This is a genomic window from Capnocytophaga sputigena (assembly GCF_002302495.1).
Taxonomy (GTDB): Bacteria; Bacteroidota; Bacteroidia; order Flavobacteriales; family Flavobacteriaceae; genus Capnocytophaga; species Capnocytophaga sputigena.
Map to the genome: position 1 here is coordinate 2,413,962 of NZ_CP022379.1, position 24,965 is coordinate 2,438,926.

22 protein-coding genes are annotated in these 24,965 nt (G+C 38.1%); 14 read left to right on the plus strand and 8 right to left on the minus strand.

All coding sequences use genetic code 11. The annotated features are described in order from the left end of the window. Window positions 1-24: 24 nt before the first annotated feature. Both CGC57_RS10875 and CGC57_RS10880 read right to left on the minus strand, forming a co-directional pair. On the minus strand, window positions 25-855 hold the full coding sequence (locus tag CGC57_RS10875) for a DUF6048 family protein (protein WP_095899141.1): 831 nt from the start codon (window positions 853-855) through the stop codon (window positions 25-27). Then, complete coding sequence (locus tag CGC57_RS10880; protein WP_095899142.1) at window positions 821-1,303, minus strand: DUF6452 family protein; 483 nt, start codon at window positions 1,301-1,303, stop codon at window positions 821-823. The genes CGC57_RS10875 and CGC57_RS10880 overlap by 35 nt, the downstream gene beginning before the upstream one ends. Before the next feature lie 119 nt (window positions 1,304-1,422). Here CGC57_RS10880 and CGC57_RS10885 point away from each other — a divergent pair, with 119 nt between their 5' ends. The 5 genes from CGC57_RS10885 (at window position 1,423) to CGC57_RS10905 (ending at window position 5,577) form a co-directional block, all read left to right on the plus strand. Then, window positions 1,423-2,475 (plus strand): ankyrin repeat domain-containing protein, encoded by a 1,053-nt coding sequence (locus CGC57_RS10885; RefSeq protein ID WP_095899143.1) that lies wholly within the window; start codon window positions 1,423-1,425, stop codon window positions 2,473-2,475. Window positions 2,476-2,643: 168 nt separating this feature from the next. Continuing rightward, a complete protein-coding gene (locus CGC57_RS10890) occupies window positions 2,644-3,420 on the plus strand; it encodes a hypothetical protein (protein WP_095899144.1) in 777 nt (258 codons plus the stop codon). Between the two features lie 32 nt (window positions 3,421-3,452). Then, on the plus strand, window positions 3,453-4,067 hold the full coding sequence (locus tag CGC57_RS10895; protein WP_095899145.1) for an SMI1/KNR4 family protein: 615 nt from the start codon (window positions 3,453-3,455) through the stop codon (window positions 4,065-4,067). A gap of 19 nt (window positions 4,068-4,086) precedes the next feature. Beyond that, entirely contained in the window at window positions 4,087-4,791 is a 705-nt protein-coding gene (locus tag CGC57_RS10900) for a DUF4272 domain-containing protein (protein ID WP_095899146.1), read from the plus strand. 108 nt (window positions 4,792-4,899) lie between these two features. Beyond that, window positions 4,900-5,577 (plus strand): hypothetical protein, encoded by a 678-nt coding sequence (locus tag CGC57_RS10905; RefSeq protein WP_095899507.1) that lies wholly within the window; start codon window positions 4,900-4,902, stop codon window positions 5,575-5,577. Window positions 5,578-5,791: 214 nt separating this feature from the next. Here the strand turns inward: CGC57_RS10905 and CGC57_RS10910 are convergent, their stop codons facing one another. Beyond that, window positions 5,792-6,199, minus strand: a complete 408-nt coding sequence (locus tag CGC57_RS10910; protein WP_095899147.1) for a hypothetical protein — start codon at window positions 6,197-6,199, stop codon at window positions 5,792-5,794. 468 nt (window positions 6,200-6,667) lie between these two features. Here CGC57_RS10910 and CGC57_RS10915 point away from each other — a divergent pair, with 468 nt between their 5' ends. After that, window positions 6,668-11,731 carry a hypothetical protein gene (locus tag CGC57_RS10915; RefSeq protein ID WP_095899148.1) on the plus strand — a complete coding sequence of 1,688 codons (5,064 nt, stop codon included), beginning with the start codon at window positions 6,668-6,670 and terminating at the stop codon, window positions 11,729-11,731. Window positions 11,732-11,744: 13 nt separating this feature from the next. Here CGC57_RS10915 and CGC57_RS10920 read toward each other — a convergent pair whose 3' ends face one another. Beyond that, window positions 11,745-12,200 carry a transposase gene (locus CGC57_RS10920; protein ID WP_095899149.1) on the minus strand — a complete coding sequence of 152 codons (456 nt, stop codon included), beginning with the start codon at window positions 12,198-12,200 and terminating at the stop codon, window positions 11,745-11,747. Beyond that, window positions 12,182-12,649 (minus strand): hypothetical protein, encoded by a 468-nt coding sequence (locus tag CGC57_RS10925; protein WP_095899150.1) that lies wholly within the window; start codon window positions 12,647-12,649, stop codon window positions 12,182-12,184. The genes CGC57_RS10920 and CGC57_RS10925 overlap by 19 nt, the downstream gene beginning before the upstream one ends. Window positions 12,650-13,088: 439 nt before the next feature. Between CGC57_RS10925 and CGC57_RS10930 the strand changes: the two genes are divergently transcribed. The 8 genes from CGC57_RS10930 to CGC57_RS10970 all read left to right on the plus strand — a co-directional run bounded on the left by CGC57_RS10930 (window position 13,089) and on the right by CGC57_RS10970 (window position 18,746). Continuing rightward, the gene (locus tag CGC57_RS10930) at window positions 13,089-13,706 is read left to right on the plus strand and encodes a hypothetical protein (protein ID WP_095899151.1); all 618 of its coding nucleotides are present in this window, start codon (window positions 13,089-13,091) and stop codon (window positions 13,704-13,706) included. Window positions 13,707-13,716: 10 nt separating this feature from the next. After that, window positions 13,717-15,066 (plus strand): SMI1/KNR4 family protein, encoded by a 1,350-nt coding sequence (locus tag CGC57_RS10935; RefSeq protein WP_095899508.1) that lies wholly within the window; start codon window positions 13,717-13,719, stop codon window positions 15,064-15,066. 4 nt (window positions 15,067-15,070) lie between these two features. Next, window positions 15,071-15,268: a hypothetical protein gene (locus CGC57_RS10940; protein WP_095899152.1), complete on the plus strand. Its 198-nt coding sequence runs from the start codon at window positions 15,071-15,073 to the stop codon at window positions 15,266-15,268. Between the two features lie 217 nt (window positions 15,269-15,485). Continuing rightward, on the plus strand, window positions 15,486-16,391 hold the full coding sequence (locus CGC57_RS10950) for a hypothetical protein (protein ID WP_095899154.1): 906 nt from the start codon (window positions 15,486-15,488) through the stop codon (window positions 16,389-16,391). 14 nt (window positions 16,392-16,405) lie between these two features. Beyond that, complete coding sequence (locus CGC57_RS10955) at window positions 16,406-16,867, plus strand: SMI1/KNR4 family protein (RefSeq protein ID WP_095899509.1); 462 nt, start codon at window positions 16,406-16,408, stop codon at window positions 16,865-16,867. A gap of 18 nt (window positions 16,868-16,885) precedes the next feature. Further along, on the plus strand, window positions 16,886-17,695 hold the full coding sequence (locus tag CGC57_RS10960; protein ID WP_095899155.1) for a hypothetical protein: 810 nt from the start codon (window positions 16,886-16,888) through the stop codon (window positions 17,693-17,695). A 20-nt stretch (window positions 17,696-17,715) separates the two neighbouring features. After that, complete coding sequence (locus CGC57_RS10965; RefSeq protein WP_095899156.1) at window positions 17,716-18,249, plus strand: hypothetical protein; 534 nt, start codon at window positions 17,716-17,718, stop codon at window positions 18,247-18,249. Next, window positions 18,246-18,746 carry a hypothetical protein gene (locus CGC57_RS10970; RefSeq protein ID WP_095899157.1) on the plus strand — a complete coding sequence of 167 codons (501 nt, stop codon included), beginning with the start codon at window positions 18,246-18,248 and terminating at the stop codon, window positions 18,744-18,746. The genes CGC57_RS10965 and CGC57_RS10970 overlap by 4 nt, the downstream gene beginning before the upstream one ends. Before the next feature lie 130 nt (window positions 18,747-18,876). Here CGC57_RS10970 and CGC57_RS10975 read toward each other — a convergent pair whose 3' ends face one another. The 3 genes from CGC57_RS10975 to CGC57_RS10985 form a co-directional block, all read right to left on the minus strand. Further along, a complete protein-coding gene (locus CGC57_RS10975) occupies window positions 18,877-20,505 on the minus strand; it encodes an acyl-CoA carboxylase subunit beta (RefSeq protein WP_095899158.1) in 1,629 nt (542 codons plus the stop codon). A gap of 93 nt (window positions 20,506-20,598) precedes the next feature. Then, window positions 20,599-23,355, minus strand: a complete 2,757-nt coding sequence (gene uvrA / locus CGC57_RS10980; protein ID WP_095899159.1) for an excinuclease ABC subunit UvrA — start codon at window positions 23,353-23,355, stop codon at window positions 20,599-20,601. Between the two features lie 130 nt (window positions 23,356-23,485). Next, window positions 23,486-24,952: a RagB/SusD family nutrient uptake outer membrane protein gene (locus CGC57_RS10985; RefSeq protein WP_095899160.1), complete on the minus strand. Its 1,467-nt coding sequence runs from the start codon at window positions 24,950-24,952 to the stop codon at window positions 23,486-23,488. Window positions 24,953-24,965 lie beyond the last annotated feature (13 nt).

The window sequence follows — 24,965 nt, forward strand, 5'->3', positions numbered from 1 at the left end:
TCACTCGTCATTCGTAATTTGTCATTATCTCCTTCCTTTCGGTTTTTTAGCAGGTGCCGATGGGGTAGGAGAGGAGGTAGTTTGTGGGGTATCTGCCTCTTCTTTCTTTTTCTCCTTTTTGTAAAGAGGAATCAGGTAGCTGAGTGTGTAGTTGAACCCTACGCCAAATCGGCTTCCTTCGTACACTCTGCCAAAAGCAGGAATATAGTAGTTAGGGAAACCGCTGTTGTTCGTTTGTGCTACCAATAGCCCTACGCGCACACTTGCCCCTGCATAGAGGTTGCGCAAGAGTTCCGCTTTGATGCCTACAACTAATTCCAACCAGTGTGCTGTGCGTCCGTCGTATTTTTTTAGGAAAGAAGGGTCGGAGCCTATGATATTTTCAGTCCAATACTGGTTGTCCTTGTGAATTGTATAGGAAGTAAGGTCTTGAGAGAAGAGCGAAATGCCATAGCGAGCCCCTACGTAAATCATATTTTCCATACCGTACCAATTGCCATAGGTATTATAATCAAAACCCGCACGCAAAAACTGACCTTGGGTAGTATAAGTATAGAAATCCTCGTTTTTATCTCTCTTTTCGTGTCCTAATTCTGCCGCGAAATAGTGGTTTGTTGTCAAGCGATAATCGCCTACCAACTCAAGTCCGTAGTAATCTTTGTCAAAAAAAGGACGTACCAACTTACTCAGGTCGGCACCCACGCGCAAGCCATACCGTTGTTTGTACACGGGGGCTTCTTGTTTTTCGGGTAAGGCGATGGTAGTTTGTGAAGTCGTACGGGTAGCTGTTTGTGCCTTTAATCCTGCAACCCACAACATACTAATGATACAAATGTATATGAGCTCTTTTTTCATTATCTACGGTAGTGTTCTTGATGTTCAGACCTTTCAGCCAAGAGTTGCTTGCATCTTGAATAGTAGCCGAAAGAGTGTTATAAGTGATTTTTACCCCACAAGCCTTGCTTACGAACGATTGTTCGGGGGTATAAGTGAGTGTAAGAGTTGCCGTGCTGGTGGTAGTCCCCGAAACCACTGTTTGAAACAGATAAGTGGTAGGTGATTCTAATCGCAAGGGCAAAGCAAGTGAATCTAAAGTAGTGTTGCTCACCAAAGGAGTCGTGTTACCCTCACCATAGACAGTAAGATTTGCGACACTAAAAGGCGTACGAGTGTTGTTTTGGTTGTAGAATCGCACCACCAAGCGAGGCGTATTTACGTTGTGGTCGCAAAGATCATCCGACTCACAGCTTATCAATGCTGAAAGTGAGAGAATTAAAAAAGATATGAAGATAGTTCTTTTCATTAGGAAATATAAAGTTGGCGCAAAGATACAAAACAATTGATAATTAACAATTGCTTATAAACAATTATTTACTATCTTTGTCCTTTAAACTTTTAACAATTCACTTTTCACTAATACAGATGGCAAAGAAAAAGAAAACCCTCCCAGCAAATTTTGGAGAGCTTTTAGAAGCTAATGATTTAGACGCGCTTAAAGCCGTTTTCAATGAATGTGAGCTAAACGCTTATGACCGCTATTCGTTTAAGACCCCTGCGCTCTCTTTTTATGATATTTCTTTAGAGTTAATGGACTGGCTCATTGCTCAAGGAGCAGACATTAATATAAAAGATGAATACGAGCGCACTCCGCTACACTATCACGCTCAGGTGAATAATGTAGAAAAAGTAGCACTTCTATTAGAAAAAGGGGCTGATATAGAGGCGCAAGATAAATATAAGAATACTCCTTTGCACTTTGCGGAGTACAATGCCGAAGTAGCCCAGTTATTCATTCAAAAAGGTGCTGATATAAAAGCAAAAGACAATATGGGGCATAATGTAATGGAGCGTATGCTTGCCAGATTAAGCAATGGCTATCTTGTAAAAGCTGCCAAAGCCGCTGAGGTATACCTCAAAGCAGGGCTTAAACCTACCAAGTTTGCCAAAGAACAAATCACTTGTATAGGAGAAGATTTTGAGTTTCACCGCAACGATTTCAACCCAGAGTATTTGGAGGAAACCGATGCTGCCCTCCAAGAACTATATAAACTCTTCAATGTACCTCCCGTACCGCACCGTATCCAGCACGACGGACAATCGTCTATTATACTCACGGGTGATACTTGGGAGAAACGCTATATGCAAGCGTGGGATAGCTTAGTGCCTAGCAATGGTAGTGCTTCCACAGCGCAAGGCGAGGTAGTACGTATTGCAGGTAGGGTGAATGATGAACTTCTGCGAAATGCTATGGGCAACTGGGATAGGGAATACCGTAAGATGTTGAATGCTATTAGTGGTTATCTGCAACAAGGTAATTCGCTTTCAGAAAATGAACTCGCCGAAGTATCCGATATTCAAAAACATATTTTGGAAGATGATGGAACAGGTACTAAACGCCTATGCGAATTGGCGACCGCTTGGGTCGTACAGAATCCTCAACCTATTGCCTTAGGCAAAGTGAATTATAAGTATTAGGGGTCAGGGGGCAGGTGTTAGGTATCAGGTGTCAGGTATCCGATTTGTCAGCCTCGTCTGATGTCTATTATTAACAAGATTTTTTAATTTAAAAGTGCAAGGAGATTATACTTATTATCTGCTTTCGGCAATAAAAGCCCCTCATAGGTGTAAATAAGGTTTATAATAATGAGTTTAATAAGAAAAAAAGATCCTAAAAATCAATTTATTTTCGCGAAAAAGCTACTGAAAATAGCACGTATAATACTAATTGTATCGGTAATTTTCAATCTATCATACGCTTTGTTGAAAGAACCTTTAGTTGCATTTGGTGATGATGATGTTATAAGTAAGGTAATTAGCTTATTCTTGCCGTTACTCTTTTTTATATTATTGTACTTATTTGCTTATTTATGGGCACTTGATCGGCATATTGCCTATAATCAATATGCAAAAGGAGAGTTACCTCCTATCAGGGTTAAAGCCGTGAATGATAGAATTATTCAGGTTTTACTACTTATTTCCTCTTGTACTTTTTTTGTGTGGATATTGTGGAGTGTAGTACAAAAAATTATAGAGAAGCAGAATGGAGAAAATAGTTCTTTTGTAGAGTATATAGAAATAGCTGTTTTAGTGGCTATTATAGTAGCTTTTATCTATGATTTTATAAGGAGTTATAGAGGTACTTTCTACGCTTTAGAAATACGAAATGAATCGCTTTATATTTTTTACAAAGAAGCACTTACCCATACAGTTCCCTTAAATAGTATTCATCATATTCACTTTTTTGCCAAAAAGCAAGGAAAGTCTACGAGAATACATCCTCGTATGCAGGTCTATACCTCAAAGATAGAGCGGATATTGCACATAAAACTGAGTATTGACAACTACCATTTATTAAAGACTTTTTTCTCGCGGAAACGGATAAAAATAATAGATGAATATAGTTCTAGATCTAAAAAATAAATAGAGAGTATAAATGGAATAAATTTAATATTATGACCTTAGTAGAACAATACCTTGAAGGCTTGAAACAAGCCTATATCGATAACGGTGGAGAAGAAGCGTGGCAAAACCTTATGGCTACAGCCCACGGCGCTACCGAAGCCGATTTGCAAGTCCTCCGCAATCGTTACCCACAAGTGCCAGAGAGTTTGCTGGACTTACTCCGTCATATTGACGGCACTTATTGGCGTGAATATGAAAAAGGCACAGTGAGCGACCTTATTTTAGGAGCTGATGAGGATATGGGAGATTATCCTTATTATCTGCTTTCGGTTCACCAGATTGTAGCAACTCAAAATGAAGCCTTTGATTTTTATGCTGATTATATCAATCGAGAGTATGAAGAGGTAGAGATAGACAATCGCATTACGAGTGATGCTTCACAACTTCATAATTGGTTGCATTTTTCCGATTGTATGAACAATGGAGGTACCTCACAGCTTTTTATAGACTTTTCGCCTTCTGCTACAGGTAAAGTAGGGCAAGTAGTACGATTCCTTCACGACCCCGATGAAATGGTAGTCATAGCCAACAGCTTTGATGATTACCTGAAAATGCTTATGAAAAATGGCTATTGCTTTGTAGATGAAATGAATTTTGAGGAATAAATAAAAAAAATTATGCCCTATGAACAATAATGTTATCACTGCGCAAGAGCGCAAAAACAGAAGTATCGCAATACTTGTGTCGCAAGGAGTACCTTATATAGAACATTTGCCCTTTCGTTATGAAACAGAGGAAGTAACCCCTCGTGATAAAAAAGAAGTCATAGAGCGGGCGGTATGCTCATTTGCTTCTATAATGTGTGCTTTATCTATCAGTAAAGGTGAATATTCCCAAGAGGATAGAGTATATGCAGAAGATTTTCTTTCGGAAAAATACAATGCCCTTGAGTTGCTAACCCATATGGAACAGCAGGTGATTGCAGGTACTATAAGTGAGGCAGGAGCTATGAATGCCACTTGGAAATACGAGTCATTATGGGTATTACTATGGGCTCTGGGCATCGTAGAAGAACTATCATTCCCCAATGAGATTTGCGATTGCGATTTGATAATGGATACAATGGGCGAGTTTGAGGGGCTTGATGACTTTATGGCACATACCACCCTGCGCCCCATAGAAGAAATCTTACAAGCCTTAGACTTGCACTATCGCTACCACTGGACAACAGTAAATGCTCGTATATACGGTTCAGACTTAGCAGGTTTAGACGAAGATATCGTAATGGAACGCCGTGCAGGTTTGGAATGGTTGTGTTGCAAAGGAGAAGAGAACGACAACCTTACCGATAGCGACAACGCTTGGGATTATCCCGAACTAGGCACTTAATAATTTAGAAGATAAGGAATAGGAATTAAAAGATGTTCCTCAGACTTGTCAGCCCCGTCCGATTTGTCTGACCCCTAACCCCTATCCCCTGAAACCTAACCCTTGAAAATGAAAATCATCTCTAAATTCAAAGATTACTACGACTATAAAGTCGCTGACTACGGCATAGACGAAAACCTCATCTATGACCGCCGTTTGCCACCAGAGGTAGGAATGAGCCTCCCTCAGAGAAGTTGGCTCACCTTTGACGACCCCACCGATGATGAGGCACTGTACTCAGCACTCTATGTGGGCACTGCGCTTGTGCACCTCTTTGCTACACGCTCTAAAATATACACTCATTGGGATTTTGCCGACCCTGAGGATTGGCATTACAGCATATATGATTTGTGGTATGGCGACCGCTATGTGCTGATGAATGACGGGAAAGAAATTAGGATAACCTCCTACTTATCGGCTACTTGTGATACCCTGCTTGAACAGATGGAAGCCTCGCGCGAGCGGAATATCTTTCAGCTGGAAGACCGACCTCCTTGGTTAGTGTTAAAAAGTCCGTTGTTGCTCATTTATAACAAAGACCACAGAGGAGATAATAGAGCAACCCATTATGTAAATTTGCAGGAACTCGGCATCTATATCGACCCCGATTTTGTATGGCAGCACATCGTGCAATACCTTTCCGACCTCAAAACCCAAGCCGAGCAATCACCCGAACTACCCAACGACCTAAAAATAGACAGCAAAGGCTTTGACAAAAAACGCTCTTTCCGCCCCAAAATGAAGTAATTTGTTAATTGCCAAAGTTTTAATTGCTCGTCGTGCTACGACCCTGGGCAAAGTTGAATACTCTGATAATCAATCATTTTTGAAGTATGTTATGTACGAAAGCCAGCGATAGCTGGGTATGTGCTGCAAACGCCCTTATAAAAGGACAACTTATTAATAAAACCTTTTGGACGACACTCTTTAATTAACGTTAGTTTGATATGCGAATCAAGGTTTAAAATAAATTTTCAAAGAGTAATGCAGTAGCTATTTTTCCAAAGATATGGACAAAAAGTCCTTTGCTAGAGCGCACTTTTCCAGCATAAGGAAGAGTACCTTTTTGATAAGCACCTAAGGCGTGTAGTTTCACACCATAATACCACATTTTTTTCGAGGAACAATAGCTTTTATCAGTAAAATCACGAGCTACTTTTCCTTTGCCATTTCCTTTACAAGTAACAATAGGACAAGAGTCTAAAATATTGATAGACATTTCTCTTTGCTCTGACATTCCTATTAAAATTTGTTCAATAGATATATGCTTAAAGACTTCGCTAAGTCTGTTTAAACGATTATTAAAGGCTTGATAAGAAGGTATTTTAGGGAACCAATCAAGCCAATAATCTTTGATGAAATTATACATTTCTTTTATTTTGTACTTGTGTTCAACACCAGTGCAAAATAGATAAATTGTAATAACTTCTTGATCTGTAAATACAGGTTCGTTGTTATTGCTAAATCGCTGACAAAAATATTGTAAATAATTATCGTATTTTTGACATATTGTTAAATATATTTTTACTAATTTTGTCGCCGTAGTCTGATTTATCATTTATATCTGATTTTTTTTTTGACACCACAAAGATAGTGATTTATCAGACTACTTTTATTTTTTCTACTTTTTCATAAGGTATTGGGAGGAATATAAAGTTCTACAACTTTAAATTACCCAAAGTATTAAAAAATAATTGGTAGCATATAATATGGGCAGTAGCAGCTACATAGCAACAGCAAATAACTATGTTATAGAAAAAGAATAAGTACATTTGTAACAGTAAAAAACACCAACCTATTGTCTAAAATGGGGAGGATACTAAAGGAATAACTTAATATGTCACAAAAGGGAAGCGTATTTCAAAAAGGAGGAGGTGGGACAAACTTTGAACAACTCGTTCAAACGGCGTTTCTTACAACTCTTATTATTCATGGTAATGCTCCATGTCTTGATTCTGCTGAATTATTGGAGGTTGCACTACAAGTAACTAACAGAGGCTATGAAACTGATGATTTTATGGTTACGGCAAAATCAGCAAGTGGTGAACATCGTGTATTGATTCAGGTAAAACACGACATATCATTTACTGTTGATAATAGAATATTCAAAGAGGTAATTAATGCTTTTTGGAAAGACTATAATAATACTTCAATTTTTGACAAATCAAAAGATAAACTGATTATAGTAAAGAATGGTTTAACTAAAGATGAAAGAAATCATCTTAAATCGCTTTTTAATTGGGCAAAAAATCACGCAACAGAAGCAGATTTTATTACCGAAGTAAACAGGATAAGAGGAAAGAAAGACCGATTAGATGTTTTTCGTGAGGTGCTAAAAGAAGCGAATAATAATACATATTTGACAGATAAAGAACTTTGGGAGTTTTTGAAATGTGTTGATGTTTTGGAATATGATTTCCTAAACGAAGGGAGTATTGATAAAACATATTTTCTCAATCTGATTAAGCTCAGTAAAAACAAAAAATCGGCAGCAACCGAAAAAGAAATTTGGGACAGTATTTTTGCTTATGTTGCTACGCTTAATCCAAATGGTGGAAGTGTGACACTTGAAAGTATTAGAGATAAAGATTTCTTTCAGCATTTTGATAACACACATTTAACTCCATACTTCAAAGCCGTTGAAAAACTTAAATCAGACAGCAATGAGATTTTACGACCAATAAAAACTTATATTGGAAAAGGAGAAAGCGAATTTCATTTACAACGATCAGAATTAAGAGAAAAAATTTTAGTAGGTCTAAGTAATTCCCAACTAACGATTGTAACAGGAAAACCTGGAGTTGGGAAATCAGCTGAAATCAAAGAGACCCTTGAAAAAGATTATCCTAATGCAAGTGTATTTGTTTTCAGAGCAGACCAATTCAATGAATCTACGCTCGCCAATGTTTTCTCAAGTCAAGGGGTAAATGAAACAATACAAGATATTTTCTCATGTATCTCCCTCATTCCTGAAAAAATTATTTTCGTTGATAGCTTGGAAAAGCTATTGGAAGCAGACCCTGAATGTGCCTTTAAACAGTTATTAGCGTTACTTAAAGAGCACCCAGAAATTAAATTAATTGCTTCGTCACGGAAATATGCGATTGATTTAATTACATTAAAATTTGGTATTGATAAAGACAATATATGTATAATTGACATTCCAACGCTTAATGAAGAAGAATTAAAACTTGTAGCTGAAAAGTTTCCGCAGTTAAATAGTGTTCTAAAAAACGACAAAGTCAACAAGTTGTTGCAAAGTCCAAAATATCTGGATTTCTCAATCTTAGCAATCGGTAAAACAAACGATGATTATACTAATGTTTCGCTGACAGAATTTAAGGACAAGTTATGGAACTCATTAGTTGTAGATTCTACCAACACGAAAAATGGACTTCCAATTAAACGTGAAGAAGCTTTTAAAGAAATTGCAGTAAAGAGAGCAAGAGAAATGAAACTCTTTACTAGACCCGATAAGTCTGATGCAGAGGCTATAGCCTGTTTAGAAAATGATGAAATTGTATTTCAGGAAAACAACAACAGGAAGTATTCCCCTACTCACGATATTTTAGAAGATTGGGCATTAGTAAAATATGTTTCTTCAAAGTTTGAAGACTTTCCAAATCCAAAAGATTTTTTCAGCAATTTAGGAAACGAGCCGGCTATCAGACGAGCATTTCGTCTTTGGGTGGAAGACTATTTAATTGACAACAACGATAAAATAAATGAACTGATCAAGGTAACAATTGCTGACCAAACTATTGAAAAATATTGGGCAGATGAATTGTTGGTAGCTGTATTTAAGTCAGAAAACAGTAATTCATTTTTTACTTCTTTTGAGAAAGAACTTCTTGAAGACAACTCTGTTTTCTTCAATAGATGTTTGCATATCATAAAAACTTGCTGCAAAGAAAGCGACCCAAAAACGAACAACAGCAATTTGCTTTTGCCAATTGGTTCGGGTTGGAAAGAAGCATTGTTTTTTACGAAAAAGAACAATAGTCAATTAGAATCAATAAAACTTTCAATACTCAATTTTCTCACTGATTGGTATTACCGATTACTTTTTCAATACAAAAAAATTGAAAACGCAGAATTAGAGGCGGCAAAATCTATTGTCCTAACCTATTTGAAAGAAGTTGAAGAAGAAAAAGAATTTTGGCAAGAAGAAAATGCTAAAGGTAAATCATCAAACTTGATTTCAATTTTATTTGACTTGGCTTCAATTTCAAAGGAAGAGATTAAACAACTTATTGCAAGAGCATTTACCAAGAAAGAAAATCGGGAATCTTGGAGATTAAATTCTTTTTACAAAAATGTAATTGAAAGTTGTCTTTCAGGTATAGGAAACCAGCGTTTGATAAAAGAATTGCCTGATTTGATTATTGAAACAGCTTGGAAAAGTTGGAAATATATACCAACAAAAGAATCTGATTATCCAAATGAAATTAGATTTATATCAAGACAATCTTTGAGTGATGAGGAATGTTGGGGAATAAGAGATAGACATTTCTTTTTCCCTTCGGGAATTTACAAAACGCCTTTTTACAATTTATTGTGGATTCACCCAATCGTTGGTTTGAAGTTCATCATTGATTTTATCAATTATTCGGTTGAATTTTATGTAAACGCTACTTGTGAATATAAACATAAAATTTCTCAAATTGAAATAGAACAGAATGACGGAACAAAAACAAAACTATATGCGGCGTGGGAATTATGGGCGGCTTACAGAGGTTTAAGCGTTACAAACTACGCATTGGAATCATTGCTAATGAGCCTTGAGAAGTTTTTATTAGAAACGGCTAAAAGAAAGACAGATGTTAGTAGAGAGAACTTGAAGTTTATATTTGTTTATGTTCTTAAAAACAGCAATAATGTTGCTCCAATAGCAGTTTTAACGAGCGTTGCTATTGCTTATCCTGGAGAAGTTGAAGAAGCGATGTTGCCATTATTGTCTGTCAAGGAATTTTATGAGTGGGATTTAAGTCGAGCACTTCACGAAAACTCAGCGCTTGCCCCAATGGATGGACGTATTTCATTTGCACAAAAAGAGCGTTGGGAATCAAATCAACTTCCACATAGAAAAAAATATCAAAGAGGGCTTCGAGATTTTATTTTAGACTACCAATTTAATGTTGGAAAATTAAATAAAGAAATTCACCAAATAATTGACAAACTAAAAGCACGAAATGAAGGTAAAGATGTTATATGGAAAAAGAATTTAACTGAAATGGATATCAGAAACCATAAAGTTGGAGAATTTGATGAAAAACTTGGTGGTTTTCTAATTCAACCTGAATACGATGATGAAGTTGTAAAGTTTATTGAATTCAATAAAGAAAGTTTTGAAGCAGATACAAAGTCTTTGAATATTTCAGGACAACTTTTAAAAACTTACGAAAAGAAAGAAATTATTGATTTTTCATCTTGGTTATCTTGCTATGAGCAATATTCTTCATCAAAATCCTTAAATATCCTTTATGACAGACCAATTACGTTAGCTGTATTAGGACTGAGAGATTTTTCAACAAACATAAATGAAGAGCAAAAAACAAAGTGTATAGAAATAATTACTGATGCAATAGTTTCTATCCTAAAAGATACATTTAAAAGAGATTATAGCCTTAATATGAGCATCAACATAATGGAAAAAGATATTGCTTTATCTTCTTTCCATTTACTTTTGCAAAATGTTGATAGCGAAGAAGATAAAAACGGTATAATAACTACAATGATTTATATGCTATTCGCACCGTTCCAAGACCACGAATTTGACAAAATCATACAATACTTTAGAGAAGTATTTTTCAAACAATTTCCTAATGAAGCAAAAAGAGTTTGGCTTGGTCTCATTAAGTATGCTTGTTACAAAAAAGCAAATCCTAATTTCTATGGAAATCAAGATGAAAAAAGTTTGAAAAAGGAAAATGATTTTGTTCAGAAAATTGCATCTAACAAAAACTTAAAATTAGACCTTGCAGAAATAAGTTTAGAAAAATCAGAGAGTTATTTATTGGCAAGAGCTTTTGTAATTACGCCATACGACACAGCAGATAAAGATTTTATATATTTCATAAACCACATATTACCAATAGTTCTTGGCGACTTAGCTAAAGAAGAAGATTATTCATATAAGAGAGGAAGAGAATCTCGACAATTTCATCACGAATCAATTTCAGATATTGAACAATATCTTGCCAATTTATTTTTGGATGCAAATTTTGATTTTTCAAAATCTGTTTTAACTACATTGGTCAATTCATTGTTAAAAAATACGCAAAGACAAAGATTTGAAAGAGACGATTTGTTTCAATTTGTGAATATTACTTTGGATTATTTTGTATTGAAATTATATGACAATGGAAATTTAAAAATTGATCAAACAAAATACTCACAGCAACAGACCAACTTTTGGAATCTATGGGAAGTTCTGTTTGATTTAATCCCAAGTGATGGAACACTCCCGCTAATTCAAAAACTTCTGTTGGACATTAGATATTTGCTATGGGATTATCAAGGTAATCCAAATGAAAGTGATTGGAGCGTTTTAAATGGGAAAAAAGAGTTTTATAAAAAAGTGTTTCTTGAAAAAGGGAAAAACAATGCTTCATCAGTAATAAACGTGTTTTCTACAATTGGAGGAAAAGAATTTTTGCCCGAAGGAATAAGTTGGCTGTCAGACCTTTTCAAATCAAATAACATTGCCTCTTTGTCATTGACATCTGTTTCATCGGAGAGAATGATAAAACGACTTTTCTATAATCATATTTCAAAAATCAAAAACGACAAAAAACTAATTGACGATTATGTTTGGATTTTAAATAGGATGGTTGATTTTGGTTCGTCAGAAGCATATTTATTTAGAGAAAATGTAATTACGTATAAAAGCATTAAGTAATGCGAATCAAGGTTTAAAATAAATTTTCAAAGAGTAATGCAGTAGCTATTTTTCCAAAGATATGGACAAAAAGATCTTTGCTAGAGCGCACTTTTCCAGCATATTGTATTTGAGTCTTTTCATTTAACCAATTAAAGAACGATTCAATAGGTTGTCTTATAAATGAAACAGCCTTATTATACAAAGATTCAAAAGCAAAATCTCTCTGTTTTAATACTTCTGACTTGTTCTTTTTCATTTTTATAGGTGTTATCATTTCACTATTATTTGATTTCAAAACTTCATTAACAGCAGTACTTTGATAAATCTTGTCAGCAATAAAACAAGTATCTGTTAGCTCTTGCCAATTTTCTTTGAAAACACTTAAATCATTTTCACTAGCTTTGGTAACAATATAATCTTTCAAATAAGGAAGAGTACCTTTTTGATAAGCACCTAAGGCGTGTAGTTTCACACCATAATACCACATTTTTTTTTCGAGGAACAATAGCTTTTATCAGTAAAATCACGAGCTACTTTTCTTTTGCCATTTCCTTTACAAGTAACAATAGGACAAGAGTCTAAAATATTGATAGACATTTCTCTTTGCTCTGACATTCCTATTAAAATTTGTTCAATAGATATATGCTTAAAGACTTCGCTAAGTCTGTTTAAACGATTATTAAAGGCTTGATAAGAAGGTATTTTAGGGAACCAATCAAGCCAGTAATCTTTGATGAAATTATACATTTCTTTTATTTTGTACTTGTGTTCAACACCAGTGCAAAATAGATAAATTGTAATAACTTCTTGATCTGTAAATACAGGTTCGTTGTTATTGCTAAATCGCTGACAAAAATATTGTAAATAATTATCGTATTTTTGACATATTGTTAAATATATTTTTACTAATTTTGTCGCCGTAGTCTGATTTATCATTTATATCTGATTTTTTTTTGACACCACAAAGATAGTGATTTATCAGACTACTTTTATTTTTTCTACTTTTTCAACTCTTGATTCGCATTTGATATAATAAAACACTGATTTTACAATTTTGTATCATAATATATTTACAAAATAATTCACCGTCAGGTGAAAATTCGTGAGATAATGTAAAGAAAAGAGTTTTTTTAGTTCCAATTTCGTGAAAATTCGTGTAATTCGTGGGAGATTAAAAATGTTTTGTTGATTGTTAAGCAATTACTTACGTCGAACTCACATTAATTGCCAAAGTTGAATACTCTGATAATCAATCATTTTTGAAGTATGTTGTGTAGGAAAGCCAGCGATAGCTGGGTATGTGCTGCAAACGCCCTTCTATTAATAAAACCTTTTGGACACTCTTGTTAATTGTTAATTATTAATCGTTAATTGAATGAATTATCTAAAAGAAATACAAATCCTCAAAACCGAGCTTGCTCTTCCCTTGCAGAAAGCCAAAACCCTATTAGAGCAAACTGCAGGTGATATCCCTGCCGCCATAACCCTCTATCACCAAGAAAATATAGCCACTATAATGGCAGAAACCGAGTGCGAGCATTGGGAAGCCAAAAGTGTATACGAGCGTTTCAATTATAATGTCGAAAAGGCTGTAAAACAAATTTTTAGCACTTCATTAACTATAAGTGTTGAAGATAAAAGAGACACTAGCGAAAGAGGTATGGGCTATCTCATCAGCGCTTTAGATACCGATTTGAACAATGTTTCCAAGCGCTCTACCTTCATCCCAATAGAAGATTTTGATCAATATCTTTTAGAAGATTTCAAGTCCGTATTTCCCCTATACCAACCTCAATGGAATAAAATAGAACCCCATTTCAATTGTACGACCAGCAATGTCTTTGACTCTACCACGTACCGAAAAATCATCACACAACTGCGCCAACGTACATTTACCGATGATAAAGTAAAGATTTTTATACAGAAAGTCATTGCCAATTTAGAAGAAAAACTCCCCACCTGCGCCTATATAGAGGTCTATGGGAATATATAAAAATAAACAAATGAAAGAACAACTCCACCGCATTCAGCAAAAGCTTGCCCAAGCCAAAGCCGCCGATAAAAATTTAGAAGTATTTGGTGCCGATGCTCATCAGTACCACCTCAACCCACCCGTAAGTGAGGTAGAAGTCCTTGCTTTTGAAAAGAAATACGGCGTGCAACTCCCCGAATGCTATCGTGCCTTTATGCTTACTATAGGCGATGCCAAAGCTAAAAAATCAGACTTTATAGCAGGACCTTATTACGGTTTGTATGCCTTTGGTACTTGTGTAGATGAGTTGCTCTACGAAAAAATAGAAATCTACCTCAAAGCGCCTTGCAACCTTTCTCCTGATATGACTCAAGAAGAATGGGATGCACTCACTGATCCGCTATTGCCCTCTGAGGAAGAGGAGGAAGAAGACGACGATAAGTATTTTGCCGAACGAGCAAAAGTATTTGGTGGACTCTTGCCTCTTGGAAGTCAGGGCTGTACCTATGAACACGTCTTGGTGCTCAATGGCAAATATGCCGGTCGCGTAGTAAATGTTGATTTAGACCTCGCGCAACCCAAATTTGCTTTCGAAACGAACTTCTTAGATTGGTACGAACGCTACCTCGATGAGGTCATTTCGGGGCAACTTATAGACGACCGTCCTACTTGGTTTGGCTACCATCGTGGCGAACCCGCTGAGGTGCTCCTCAATGAATATGAACACACTACCGACCGCAAAACTCAAACCGACTGCCTCGAGGGGGTATATCATAAAAAACCACCTTTAGAACCTACACTATTAGACAAGATAGAAAAGCTCATTGCCTTAGATAATGAAGATAGAACCTTCTTAATTGAAATTCTTAGCCAATCCTCTTATGAGCGAGCCAAACCTTACTTGCAAGATTTGGTAAACAAAGATCCTAAAAAGGTATTTCAGTTCGTATGGTGGTATGCAAAAGACCATTGTGCCGACTGGGTGTCTGTTGTAAAAGAGCTATTGCCTACCATTACCGACGAAAGAACTTTTGATTTTGCTACCTACCTCCTTACGGAAGGAGATGACAATTTCGAGGAAGTGATCCTGCCCTTCACCGATGATGAGAATCCCCAAATACGTAGTACTGCCTACTATACACTCGGCAAAAGCAAGAAAAGAGAACAGTACCTCGATACCTTTATCAAAGGGCTACAAGAGACCGATACTGGTGTCCTTTGCACAGTTATGCAAGCCCTTTCTGAGATAGATGACGAGCGCTTATTACCTTATTACAAAGCAATAGCCAAACGTTTCCCTGAAGAGAAAGACTATGTCCTCTCCAACTTAGAACACCGCTTAGCTTCTTTTGGTCTCACCATTGAAGAAGCGAGAAAATAGAAAGATGCAACTAAAAAAGACCATAGAAAACCTTTGGATTACTAAACTCCTCGTTGAAGGACTTAACAAAGCCTTTGCCTATAACGAGCACTTGGGTTGCTTTTTGATGATAGCTATTTTCTGCATTATCTATGTGCTAATATTCCCTATAATGTTAGTGACATTGCCAATTCTTGGGTTAGTGAATTTGTTTAGGAAATAAATAGTGAAGAATGAACCTAAATAGAATAATACATTCAAGGCTCTTAAATACCACTATTGATAAAGTAATCAAAATCAATGCCTACAACCCATTATTAGGTTTAGTTGTAATAACAATAGCTCTTTTTGTTTTCTTTATACTCGTAATCCTTTCAATAATAGTAGGATTACCTATACTTGGCTTAGTGAATTTGTTTAAAAAAATGATAAAATAAAATATGGAAATACAACATTTGTTGGGCAGACCTATCCATTCTCCCGAAATAAAAGAATTTTTTGCAAAATATCATTTACCGCAAAACCCTAATCCTGAATATGATGCTTACGGCAACTTGTTTTGGGTACCAGTTAATAATGAAGAAAAGACCATTCGCTGCCTCTTTACTGGGTATGTGAGATATGCTCCCGCTTATGGAGAGCCTATTGGTAATTATAACAAGGAAAAAGACCAACTTATTTTGCATCAAATCACCATTGATTCTGAGAATGCACCCGATGGAAAAATTTCTGATATAAACCTGCCTTTTGGATTGAACATTGGCGATGATAAAACAACCATTGAACAGAAAATAGGCAAGAAGCTTACGCGTAAAGAAGTGAGTGATTATGGTTCTACTTATGATGTTTTATTTGAGGAATTTAGCTTGTTAGTGGCTCTGAATCCTCAGGAACAACTGGACAGGCTAATGTTATTCAAATTAGAACTCTATGAAAAGAAACGCATCCGCCTAAAAGCCCTCCTCAAATCACAAAACAAAAACATAGACCCTAATCGTATTCCTGAAATACAAGCCTTTCTCTCCGAAATCCCTATCCCTCAATGGCGCCAGCGTATGGCTGAGGGCGATGATATGTTTTCAGAAGAAAGCATCACAGCCGTAGAAACAGCCCTTACGGAATATGTGCAAACGCTTTGTGAAGCAATACAAAAGAAAAATGCGACTACCGTTTATAACTCTATGGGCAAATTGGTAAAGAAAATCAATAAAATCAATGACAAATACGGACTTATAGAAACAATGGAGCGTGAAGAACTTTGCGAGTGGCTCAATACACTCATTCGCAAAACAGGTTTAGAATTAGCCGATAATGTAGATATCACCGATGAATACCGCGAGTGGTAAAAAATACAGAAACAATGAAAAAATCATTAGAAAGCCTTTTAGAAAAACAAGGTATTGCCTTACTCAATACCCTCTCTAAAGAAGAGCGACGCGCTCGTACCGAAACTATCAAAGCGCGCTATCGCGAGGCAGGCTATGACGATTTGCCTCACGAACTCGTTACCTTCCTTACTGTATTCGACGGCAAGGATATCAAGCGCAACGACGGCTATATGGCTTTTATATACTCACAAAACCTCCCTACTCGCCAAGAGATGCTATACTATGAATCAGACGCAGGGGTTACCGAGCTTATTCCCTTTGGCGATGTCAATGCCGATGAAGTTCTCTGTATCGATAGTGTAGGTAGTGTATGGGGTGTGCTCGACCTTACCTCTTGGGCACCAAGAAAGACCTATTACCATTTCTATGGAGGCGACCTCTATACCGCCCTTGAAAATATCATTAAAGGCAAAGTAGAAGAAACGATTATATGACCTTAAAAACACAATACTATGGCAATAGACGGCGTAAAAATCATAGATAGCGATAGTGGCTACGATATTTATAACAACATCACCGAGCGTTATAAAGATGGTGAGGATATAGAAACAATCAGACAGGATTGGCTCAATGAGGAAGCTAATTTTTGTATTGATGAACTTTTTACAGAAATCTATTGGACGGCTTTTGCATACGCTCTCTGGAAAATAGGCTATCCAAAAGATGAAGTGCGCACCAAAGCTTTGCAACTCATAGAACAAGGATCAACACCGCTCTGGAATGAGATAGACAACAAAGCCCAAAAACAACGACAGAAAGCGCTTGATAAGCTCAAACTGCAACTGCAAGAGGACAACCCCAAACCTCTTGTGAAACCTGCCCTAAAGAAACCTAAAACACCTTATTTTGAAGTAGGAGATGTGTTGTCAATAACCATTGATGAGCGTTATGGCATCTGCTTTGTGTCAGCTGTAGAGGTTACTCCCCGAAAAATAGAGTATCATCTTGCTCCTACTCGATATTTAGCCCCTACTTATCCTACAATGACCGACTTTCTGCAAAGCGAACTTGCCTGTGGGAAAAACAATCAAGATTTCGCTCTCAAAACCGATTGCTGGTTCAACCATAAAGATTTAGGAGTGATACTGCCTTCCCTTAAAAAAATAGGGACAGTACAGTTGAAACCTTATAGTTTATGGACGCTCTCACCCGCTCATAGCATAGAGGATATCTATGAAAAAATCATAGAAGACAAAAAATACTTTGGAGGGAAACTCAAGAAAGTAGAGGAGTTGATAGACACTATTAAAGAGCAATTATAAAACCTTAAAAAGAAGTTATTATGCACTTATATCCTTCTATATCTTCAGAGTTAGAACTGGCAGGGAAACTTATAATTCCTTTGTTAGTATTTCTCTTAATTGCTTTCGTGTCAAAAAAAGTAGAGAATAAATCTATTTCCTCTCTACTTGAAATCTTATTAGCATTGGGCATAATGGTCTATAATATAGCTGTAGGAATCTTTTTATTCCGGTGTGTGCGACCAATAATTCCCTATTGGGAGTTAGATCTTATAGAATGGTATCCTGTACCTCTATTTTTTGCGTTTTTCATTTTAGTATTTAACATCCTTTTCTTGCTCAGGTATAGAAATAAACTCTATGAAAATGTATTGTTTGTGCTGAGTTTAGGATTGCTGTTATTTACGCTCTATGAGTTTGTAGTTACCAAACCTTTTAAGCAACAAGATGGAGCTGAATTCTTATTAGATGAAAATCTTTTAGAACACGCCCCTCTACTAAATTTTATAATTAATATAGCAGTAAGTTTGAGTTTTATACTATTTATTGGATATAAAAGAAAATCGAAATTATGAAAAACACCCTTTGGCTTTATAAAAATCCTTATCAGATAGAGATAAGAGAAAAAGAAGCTCACCCACCACAAGTAGCGGTTTATCTCTATCAGACAGAAGAGGAGATAAAAAACGTAGTCCTCACGGGAGGAGGAAGCGTGAGCAGTCTGTGGGAGAAAAGTGCACTGTTAGACGGCGATAGACTGCTCATAGCTTGTGGCAATGAGGTATTTTGTGTCCTTTTGCCTACATTAGAACTCCTTTGGCATACGCAGGTGGATATGGCTACTTGCTTTGAGATAGTCCCCTATCAAGATGATTATATTACCCACGGCGAGGTGGAGATAGTACGCCTCAACAAGCAGGGAGAAATCCTCTGGCAGTTCAGTGGGAAGGATATTTTTGTGTCGCCTATAGAGCGCACTCCCGCTTTTAAGACAACCTCACAAGGTATTGATTTAGTAGATTTTAATTATGAGGAATACCACATTGATTATGACGGAAAGTTAATAAAGTAATTTTCTTATTCATATACCCAGCAGTTCTTGCAGGTTTACTCACATACCCAGCTGTGAGCCCTCGCTGGCTTTACTCACATACCCAGCTGTGAGCCCTCACTAGCTTTATCTCTTACCTCTTATCTCTTACCTAAACTTGTATCACTCCTAAGTTAAACGCTTTTTCAATGGGGGCATTGTTAGCAGCTTCTATACCCATTGCTACCCATTGGCGGGTTTCTAATGGGTCTATAATGGCATCCGTCCAAAGGCGAGCAGCAGCATAGTAAGGTGATATTTGCTCGTCGTATTGCTCTTTGATATGCGCAAAAAGAGCAGCTTCTTTTTCGGGAGTGAGTTCTTCTCCTTTTTTCTTTAAGTTGGCGGTTTCTATCTGCAAGAGCACCTTAGCAGCTTGTGCGCCCCCCATTACCGAAATATTTCCACTGTGCCACGATACGATAAGACGCGGGTCGTAAGCCTTACCACACATAGCGTAGTTGCCTGCACCGTACGAATTGCCTATGACCACAGTAAATTTAGGTACTACCGAATTAGCCACAGCATTCACGAGTTTAGCCCCATCTTTGATAATCCCTCCGTGTTCTGATTTAGAGCCTACCATAAAACCGGTAACATCTTGCAAAAAGAGCAAAGGTATTTTCTTTTGGTTGCAATTGGCAATAAAGCGGGTCGCCTTGTCGGCACTATCCGAATAGATAACCCCTCCAAACTGCATTTCCCCTTTCTTATTTTTTACCACTTTGCGCTGGTTCGCCACAATGCCTACTGCCCAACCCTCAATACGCGCATAGCCCGTGAGGATGGTTTGTCCGTAACCTTCTTTATATTCATCAAATTCTGAATTGTCTACCAATCTAAGGATGATATCTTTCATATCATAAGGCTCTGAGCGCAATTTAGGCAAAATACCGTAAATTTCATTAGGGTCTTTCAGCGGTTTGTGTGCTTCAATGCGGTTAAAGCCTGCTTTTTCGGCATCGGAGAGTTTAGCCATTGTACGGCGTACACGGTCAAGGGCATCTTTATCATCGGTTGCCTTATAGTCGGTTACACCACTGATTTCGCAGTGGGTAGTGGCGCCGCCTAAGGTTTCATTATCGATATTTTCGCCTATAGCAGCCTTTACCAAATAGCTGCCTGCCAAGAAGATACTACCCGTTTTATCTACTATTAGAGCCTCGTCACTCATTATAGGCAGATAAGCCCCGCCTGCTACACAACTGCCCATTACTACGGCTATTTGGGTGATGCCCATACTGCTCATTAGGGCGTTGTTGCGAAAGATGCGACCAAAGTGTTCCTTATCAGGGAAAATCTCGTCCTGCAAAGGCAAGTACACCCCTGCGCTATCTACTAAATAGATGATAGGCAAGCGATTTTCCATTGCAATTTCCTGAGCGCGTAGGTTCTTTTTGGCTGTGATAGGAAACCACGCACCTGCCTTTACAGTAGCGTCATTGGCTACTACTACACATTGTTTGCCAGCAACATAGCCTATCACTACCACTACACCTGCTGAGGGACAGCCGCCGTGTGCTTCGTACATTCCCTCACCAGCAAAAGCGCCTATTTCTATTTGAGGTTTATCTTTGTCTAAGAGATACTCTATGCGTTCACGAGCCGAGAGTTTGCCTTGGCTGTGTAATTTTTCGAGGTTTTTTTTGCCCCCGCCTTCTTTTACTTTTTTCAGGCGTTTACGCAACTCGCTAAGGGCTAATTTATTGTAATCTTCGTTTGTATTGAATTGAATGTCCATATTTGATTAATATTGTACATTTTACATTTTGCCATCATTGGCAGTTATCCGAAAAATCTTGGATAACTCAATTTTTACCTAACTCTTTCATCGCTATTTCAGTTTTAAGTATTTACCTGTGTAGCTTTGTTTATTTTTAGCGATTTCCTCAGGGGTGCCCGTTGCTACGAGATTGCCTCCTTTGGCGCCGCCTTCTAAACCTAAATCTATTACATAGTCAGCTGATTTGATCATTTCGGTATTGTGTTCGATAATGATAACCGAATGCCCTTTTTCTATGAGAGCTTGCAATGAATCTAAGAGTTTGCGAATGTCGTGAAAGTGCAAACCAGTGGTTGGCTCATCAAAAATGAACAACACTTTTTCTTTGCTATCCGATTTTGATAGGAAAGAAGCCAATTTTATCCGTTGGGCTTCCCCTCCCGATAGGGTAGAGGAGGACTGCCCCAGTGTTACATACCCCAAACCTACATCTTGCAAGGGTTTGAGTTTTTCGGCTATTTTGGTTTGTTTGTGCTTTTGGAAAAAGGCTACGGCATCATCGATAGTAGTGTTTAGCAGGTCATCGATGTTTTTGCCTTCGTACATCACCTCAAGAACTTCTTTTTTGAAGCGTTTGCCGCCACAAGCCTCACAAGTGAGATGCACATCAGCCATAAATTGCATTTCTATGGTTACTTCACCTTCGCCTTTGCACACTTCACAACGACCTCCATCAACGTTAAACGAGAAGTGTTTGGATTGGAAATTGCGCATCTTTGCCAACTTCTGATTTGCAAAGAGGGCGCGAATATCGTCGTAAGCCTTGATATAGGTAATAGGATTTGAACGAGTTGATTTGCCAATAGGGTTTTGGTCTACAAATTCCACACTTTGCAAGTGCTTGTATTTGCCTTCTATTTTGGTAAACTGACCGATTTTCTCTCCGCCTAAGTCTAATTCTTTCTGAATAGCAGGATAAAGTAGCTTTTTCACCAAAGTAGATTTTCCGCTACCCGATACCCCTGTAACTACCGTGAGCATATCCAAAGGAAAAGTAACATCGATGTTCTTAAGGTTGTTCTCACGACAGCCTACCAGAGTGATGTGTTGCGGAGAAGTGCGTCGTTTTTTGGGTACTTCAATTGCTAAACGTCCGCTGAGGTATTTCCCCGTAAGGGTATTGGCTTTTAGGAGTTCCTCATAAGTGCCTGCCGCTACCACTTCACCGCCGTGCGTTCCGGCTTCAGGACCTATATCGATAATATAGTCAGCAGCTTTCATAATATCCTCGTCGTGTTCTACCACAATCACCGTATTGCCTAAGTCACGCAAGGATTTTAGTACGCCTATCAGTCGTTCGGTATCGCGCGGGTGCAGACCGATACTGGGCTCATCGAGTATGTACATAGAGCCTACCAAACTACTGCCCAAGGAGGTCGCTAAGTTGATACGCTGGCTTTCTCCCCCTGAGAGTGTGTTCGATTTTCGGTTGAGGGTTAAGTAACCTAAGCCCACATCGGCAAGGAATTGCAGGCGGTTGTTGATTTCTAACAACAATCGTTTGGCAACCTCTTGCTCGTAATCGTTGAGCTTGAGTTCTTTAAAGAAAACTTGTAGTTCTTCAATAGGCAATTCTACCAAGTCCGAAATGCTTTTACCTGCTATTTTCACGTAGTTAGCCTCTTTGCGCAAACGCTTGCCGTGGCATTCGTGACAACGCGTTTTTCCGCGATAGCGCGCTAAGAGCACTCGGTTTTGTATTTTATAACTTTTGTCCTCTAACTCTTTGAAAAAATCGGTGAGTCCTGTGAAATACTTGTTGCCATCCCAAACCAATTGTTTCTGTTTATCAGTGAGTTCAAACCAAGGTTTGTGTATGGGGAAATCGAATTTATAAGCATTGTTCACTAATTGGTCGAGATAAGAGCCCATAGTCTCGCCACGCCAAGGGTAAATTGCCTTTTCGTAAACCGAAAGCCCTGTGTTAGGCACGATAAGATCTTCGTCAAGACCAATAGTATCGCCATAACCGTCGCATTGGGGGCAAGCCCCATAAGGGTTGTTGAAACTGAACAAGTGTACGTTAGGCTCTAAAAAAGTGATGCCGTCCAACTCAAACCGATTGCTGAAATGCGTTTGTACCACCCCATCTATTTCCTGAATATAGCACTCGCCTTTGCCTTCAAAAAAAGCGGTATCTACAGCATCGGCAAGGCGGTGCTGAAAATCCTCATCGTGACGCACAATTACCCTATCTACTACCAATTGGAAATTGTCGAGATTCTTAGGCAAGTTGTCTTCCTCAAGGCGGATGATTTCTTCTTTGTGCAGAATGCGTGCATAGCCTTGTTGTAATAGGAGTTTGAGCACTTGCTCTACCGTACGGTCTTTGGGGATATTCACAGGAGCCAAAAGTAATAGTTTTGTACCTTCGGGATACTGCATTACTGCATCTACCACATCGGTAACGGTATGTTTTTTTACCTCTTGACCTGAAATAGGAGAATATGTTTTCCCGATACGTGCGAAGAGTAATTTTAAGTAGTCGTACACCTCAGTGGAAGTGCCCACGGTAGAACGAGGGTTAGAGGTGTTTACTTTCTGCTGAATAGCAATAGCTGGGGCTATCCCTACGATATTGTCTACTTTGGGCTTGTCTAACTTACCCAAAAACTGACGTGCGTACGACGAGAGGCTCTCCACATAACGGCGTTGCCCTTCGGCGTAGAGCGTATCAAAAGCCAATGATGATTTACCTGAGCCTGAAAGCCCTGTAATCACCACCAACTTGTTGCGGGGAATCCCCACCGTAATATCTTTAAGATTGTGCAGTTTAGCACCTTTTATAAGGATTTCTTCGGTTTTCATTTTTAACTATCAAGGGGGCAAAGGTACGACTAATTTGCTAATTAGCCAATACTTACGTGATATAAAAAAGAACTACCCAAAAAAGGATACTTTTTTAGGTAGTTCGTGTCTATTTAGGTTTTTATGTTTTTTATTCGTTTTGCACCATTTGTGAGTTTGATTCTATTTCATCTTGTGGTATTTGGTATACCCAACGTTTATCGCCAGCGGGTACTTTTACCATAAAAGTATGGTTGCTGCCAGCCTCATTTCGGTCTACCCCTAAATGCCAACGTTTGAAATCGAAGAATGAAGTACCCTCACCCCATAACTCTATGCGGCGCTGAGTGCGTACTTCGTCTCGCATAGCCGCTTGAGTGGTAGCAGTGAGCGTGTAAGAAGGGTCGCGATAGTCGTGCATAAAGTCTTCAAGGGCAGTTTTAGCAGCGCTCAAATTGTTCTGTTCTACCAAAGCCTCTACATACAAAAAGAAAGGGTCTTCTATGCGTATGAAGCAGTAATCACTTAAGAAACGCTGGTCGGTAGCGTATTTCACATTGGCGTAATTGGGTAATCCATAACGATCGGCGATTGTGGGGAAAAGTGTACTATTGATATATATTTTCTTACGTACATCAGTATCGGCTATCTTAGCATAGAGGTTGCTGTACATATTTTTATAAGCTCCTGAACCCCCAGCATAGCCTTGTGTTATGGTATTATCGATATGCGAATAGAAAGACCCAAAGGAAGTTGTAGTCTGCTGAGTGATATCATACCCCCAAAGCCAAGAGGTATTACTGATATCCCATTTAGCTCCTTGCACTTCAGCCATAGAAGTATAATTGAAATCGGTTGCGTTGAGTACAATTTGGGCGTATTGGGCTACCTTTGCCCACTCCTCTTTGTGTGCATACACTTTGGCAAAATAAGCAGCAGCGACAGCTTTGTCTACATCTTCTTTGCTTTCGGTGATGGTAAAGCGGGCATCATCTACCACTGATAGGTCTTCTTCCATTTGACGATATACTTCGGCTACTGTGGCACGCGGTAGTTTGCCATCGGTAGGTTTGAGCATTAGGGGCACCCCTAATTTAGACTCGTTGCCTTTGTAAGAATGTTGATACAAATTCACCAAATAGAAATAGTAAATCGCGCGTAACGACTTGAGTTCAGCATATTTTTGATAGAGCACTTGCTCAGCGGGAACTTCCGAAAAATAATCGGCTAAAATCGTGTTGATAGCACTGATTTGTCGATAGAGGAAAGACCACATAAAGCTAGTGCGCGAATAGTTTGCATTGCGCATATCGAAATAATAGTCATAGCCAAACCAGTGATATGATGCTTGTACCATATCAAGCCCTGTAAGGTCTGACGACAGATGGATAGACTTCAGCCCAAACGAATCGTGATAGTTACTCTGTAGTGCTACATTGTTGTTGTAAATACCGTTGAGTTCTACTTGTAGGAGGTTGGCTTTAGTTTGTACATCGGCTTTGAGTTCCTCTTTGCGTTGGTCGGTGAGGTACTCGTTTACCTTGGGGTCGAAATCACTCTTAGAACAAGCAGTAATAAGCAGTGATAGAAAAGCGGCGGAAAGTATATATTTTTTCATAGCTTTTACGATT